Source organism: Microbacterium umsixpiens, from assembly GCF_053543675.1.
The window spans coordinates 1-4,353 of sequence record NZ_JBLVOH010000120.1; the positions used below are offsets into that span (position 1 = coordinate 1).

At 69.2% G+C, this 4,353-nt stretch carries 5 protein-coding genes; 2 read left to right on the forward strand and 3 right to left on the reverse strand.

Annotated features, from left to right (window positions below):
- Positions 1–13 precede the first annotated feature (13 nt).
- The 3 genes from ACNPM4_RS11945 to ACNPM4_RS11955 all read right to left on the reverse strand — a co-directional run bounded on the left by ACNPM4_RS11945 (position 14) and on the right by ACNPM4_RS11955 (position 2,613).
- The gene (locus ACNPM4_RS11945; protein WP_448985835.1) at positions 14–1,459 is read right to left on the reverse strand and encodes an MFS transporter; all 1,446 of its coding nucleotides are present in this window, start codon (positions 1,457–1,459) and stop codon (positions 14–16) included.
- A 310-nt stretch (positions 1,460–1,769) separates the two neighbouring features.
- The gene (locus tag ACNPM4_RS11950; RefSeq protein ID WP_029263835.1) at positions 1,770–2,252 is read right to left on the reverse strand and encodes a DIP1984 family protein; all 483 of its coding nucleotides are present in this window, start codon (positions 2,250–2,252) and stop codon (positions 1,770–1,772) included.
- A 52-nt stretch (positions 2,253–2,304) separates the two neighbouring features.
- Positions 2,305–2,613: a GNAT family N-acetyltransferase gene (locus ACNPM4_RS11955; protein ID WP_029263834.1), complete on the reverse strand. Its 309-nt coding sequence runs from the start codon at positions 2,611–2,613 to the stop codon at positions 2,305–2,307.
- A 332-nt stretch (positions 2,614–2,945) separates the two neighbouring features.
- On the opposite strand from ACNPM4_RS11955, the gene ACNPM4_RS11960 reads away from it, so the two are divergent.
- On the forward strand, positions 2,946–3,653 hold the full coding sequence (locus ACNPM4_RS11960; RefSeq protein ID WP_029263833.1) for a winged helix-turn-helix domain-containing protein: 708 nt from the start codon (positions 2,946–2,948) through the stop codon (positions 3,651–3,653).
- A gap of 43 nt (positions 3,654–3,696) precedes the next feature.
- On the forward strand, positions 3,697–4,353 hold a 657-nt coding region (locus ACNPM4_RS11965), incomplete at its 3' end, for a DNA-3-methyladenine glycosylase family protein (RefSeq protein ID WP_448985836.1).

Consider the following 4,353-nt stretch of genomic DNA (forward strand, 5'->3'; position numbering starts at 1 on the left):
CCGCGACCACGGCTCAGTGCGCGGCGAGGGCCCGCTCGCCCTGCGTGGGCATCAGCTCCTCCTTGGTGCCGCGCACCAGGAACATCGCGATCACGGAGGCGGCGACCATGAAGATCGCGGCGGCGATGAACGTCCAGCCGTATGCGTCGGTCAACTGCGACGGCGTGACGTCGGCCTGAGCGTGCCCGCCCACGGAAGCCGCGTACACGGCGGTGAACACCGACAGCCCGATCGATCCGCCGATCTGCATCGCCGAGTTCGCCATGGCGGACGCGACCCCGGCATCGTGCGGGGCCACCCCCGACAGCGCCAGGTTCTGCAGCGGGATGAAGATGAAAGCCATGCCGACGCCGAGCACCACCAGCGCAGGGGCGACCTGCAGGAGGTACGCGCCGTCCGGCGTGATCCCCGAGAGGTAGACCATCCCCGCCGCGGCGAGCAGCGGTCCGACGATGAGCATCGGCCGCGGTCCGATCACCGGCAGCAGCCGGGTCGCGATCGGGGCGATGATCATGGTCGCGATCGGCAGGGGCAGCGTGGCGAGTCCTGCCGGGAACGCCCCCATCCCGAGCACGAACTGCAGGTGGAACGTGAGGTACATCGTGGCGCCGATCATGATGGCGCCGGCGACACCCTGGATGAGGAACGCCCCACCCCGGACGCGGTCGGCCACGATCCGCAACGGCAGCAGCGGCTGCGCGACCCGGCTCTCGATCCAGAGGAAGACCGCGAGCAGGACGACACCGAGCACCAGGAACGTGATCGTCAGTGGATCGCCCCAGCCGTGCTCGGCGAGGCTGAACCCGTAGACGAGTGCCCCGAGCCCGAGGGTCACCGTGATGGTGCCCCAGACGTCATACCGGTTCTCGCCTTCGGCCCTGCTCTCGGTGAGGAAGAGAGCGCCGCCGATGAGTCCGATCACGACGAAGAAGAGGTTGACGAAGAGGCACCAGCGCCAGTCGGCGAACTCGGTCAGCAGCCCGCCGAGCAGCAGGCCGACCGCGGCCCCCGTTCCGGCGACGGTACCGAACACGGCGAAGGCGGTGTTGCGGTCGCGGCCGGAGGGGAACGACACCGTCAAGAGCGCCAACGCCGCCGGAGCGAGCAGCGCCGCGAAGACGCCCTGGAGTCCGCGCGCGAGGATGAGCTCCCACCCCTGCTGTGCGAATCCGCCGTACAGCGATGCCGCGCCGAATCCGATCATGCCGATCATGAAGATGCGCTTGCGGCCGATGTAGTCGGCGAGGCGTCCGCCGAAGAGGAGGAGCGCACCGAACGCGAGGGCGTAGGCCGTGACGACCCACTGCCGCTGCCCGTCGGTGAGACCGAGAGCGGCCTGTGCGCGCGGCAGCGCGATGCTCACGATGGTGCCGTCGAGCACCACGACGAGCTGAGTGAGGGAGATGACGATGAGTGCCCACCACCGGGAATGTGGACGGGCGCGCAGAGATGAAGACATGGAAAAACCTCCGGTGTCTGATGAGGATGCCGGAGGTTTCGAGCCTCGGATCAGCGCGCCTCTCGGCGCCTGACCACCTCAGCCAACGGGGCTGAGCAGAACTCCATTCTATCGCATGATGTTCGAGGAGGAAGCGGAAGGTCCCCTGACCCACCCTCGTCGCGACGATCGGCACGCGGTGATGCGAGATGCGCTGTGCACCTTCACCTGTGCGGCGTGCGGGGCTGCGCGATGCGATATCAGGGCTGCCCTCCGCCCGACAGGTGCCGGCTTGCCCCGCCGACTGAGGGTTGTGCCCGCTTCGTCGTGACTACCGACTTCCGCTCTCCTCCTCGAGGTCGTTCGACCAGTTCGCCTGCTGGATCCGGTTATCGAGCTCCCGCAGCTCCTGCGCGACGGCGTCGGCCCTCGATCGCAACTGCGCGACCGGCAGCGCCGAGACCTGCCGCAGCTCCGACCGCATCTGACGCAAGTACTGGTCGTTCGATCCGGATGCCGCGGCGGCCGCATCCGTCAGCACGGAATGGCGCAGGCGCAGCACATCGCGGGCGGCGAGCGCATCCGTCATCGTGCCGTCCGCGCCCAATTCGAGTCGCGCGTTGGTCGCATTGATGCGACGGATCAGGTCACGCAGCTGGGTCAGGGCGGCGTCGGCTTCGACGATGAGGGCCGCGGCATCCTCAGCCGGCTCCTCCCCCTCCTGGAAGCGGGCGTTCGCGACGATGCGGGCACGCAGCTGCTCGATGCGGCGCTGCAGATCGGCTCGTGCGGTGAGGGCCTCAGCGAGTTTCATGGGCTCATCCTCGCAGCAGGCGGCCGTAACACGGCGTCATACAGCAGGCGAGTCAGCGCGAACGCAGCAGCGGGGCGTGCTCGGGGTTCGCTGCGAACCAGTCCGCGACGTACCAGCAGACGGCGTCGACCTTGCGGTCTCCGCGCTCCTCGATGTCGGCGACGGCCCCCTCGACCACCTTTCCGGCATAGCCGTTGCCGCGGAAAGTCGGGACCGTGAAGGCTCGCGTCAGAGCGATCGTGTGTCCGTCGTCGCGGTAGTCGAGAACGCTCACGAGCTTTCCGTCGCGCATGAGCGTATAGCGCGACGCGTCCTTCTCGTCGGTCAGGATGAAGCCGCCGACAGTGTGCGAGATCGTCATCCGAGCAACGTTACGCCCGCTCACGGTCGCCCGGACGTTTTGACATGAGCGGTCATGATCGGACATAATCCCCCCATGACCACCAACGCAAGCCCTTTGTCCGCCCAGGAGGCGAACAGGACTGCCGGGATGATGATGCCCGGTCGCGTTGGCATGTGTTGCCGAATGTGTCGCTGAACGAACAGCCACCCCGCCTGACCTGACGCCTCGCCATCTGCGAGGTCAGAGTCACCGAGCATCCACCCTTTGCTCGCTTCCCGGCTCCGCCGGTCATTCATGCAACGCATCAGAGCCCCGCTCGATCCGGGCTCACGTCCTGAGGACTCATCATCATGTCGAACACCGCACTTCTCGAGCGTCCCGCCACCACCGCCGCGATCCGCACGCAGCCGGACGCCGCTGCTCCCCTGGCCGCCGCCGGAGCCGATCTGCCCGCCGTCCGCTCGCCCCGCGGCTTCGCCCTCTACGTCGGACTCGACGAGATCAAGGCAGCCGAAGCCGGGGTCAGCCTCCCCCTCCTCGTCGACGCACTGCGCCGCACGCTCGCCGAGCTCGCACCGGGAGCCGAGACCCACGCCACGGTCGCCCTCGCACCGCACGGCTCCGGGGGCCGCGACCTCGACGTCGTCCGCCTCGCCCTGCAGGAGCCGGGTGCCATCGCCCGCACCAAGGCCGCCGCCGAAGAGGACACCGTGGAAGAGGAGACCGGCGTGACCGTCGACATCTCCCGCAAGCGCGTGCTCATCGACGGAGAGTCCGCGGCCTTCACCTACAAGGAGTTCGAGCTGCTGCAGTACCTGGTGCTCCGTGAGGGACGCACGATCGAGCGCAGCGAGCTGGTCTCCGCGCTCTGGCAGGCACAGGACGACGAGACGCCCGGCGAGCGCACGATCGACGTGCACGTCCGCCGCCTTCGCGCCAAGCTCGGCCGCTACGAGGACATCGTCCGGACCGTGCGCGGCATCGGCTACCGGTTCGACCGCCACGCCGACGTCGTCATCCGCTACGGCCACGGAACCCCCTCGCCCGACCGCTTCTGAGTCACCTCGGGTCGGTGTCAGGACCGGCGCGTAGGGTGGGCGCATGACCCTGATCGAGCACCCTGCAGCGGCCGACGCCGCGCCCGCGGATGCTCGATGGGAGACCGTCTACCGGCCGCCGCATCCGCTCGATCTCCGACGCACCGTCGGCATGCTCCGCCGCGGCAGCACCGATCCGACGATGATCGTCGACGGCGGCGTCATCTGGCGTGCCGTGCGCACGCCGCTCGGCCCCGCGACACTCGTCCTGCGCATGTCCGGCGACGAGGTCAGGGTCTCGGCCTGGGGTTCCGGAGCCGAGCACGCTCTCGAGGGCGTTCCCGCACTCTGCGGCGCACACGACGAGCCCGGCGACTTCGACGCGTCGCTGCATCCGCTCATCGCAGAGTCCGCCCGGCGCACCCCCGGGCTGCGGCTCGCCCGCACCGACGCGGTGTTCGATGCTCTCGCCTGCGCGATCATCGAACAGAAGGTCACCGGCATGCAGGCCTTCGGCGCCTGGCGCTGGCTCGTCTCCCGCTTCGGTGAACGTGCACCCGGCCCCACGCCGCGACCGATGTTCGTGCCTCCGACGGCCGCGCAGTGGTACCGCATCCCCTCGTGGGCCTGGCACCGCGCCGGCGTCGAGCCCCCGCAGTCCCGCACCATCGTGCGCGCAGCCGAGCGCGGTGACCGCATCGCCCGTGCTGTGAGCGCGGCC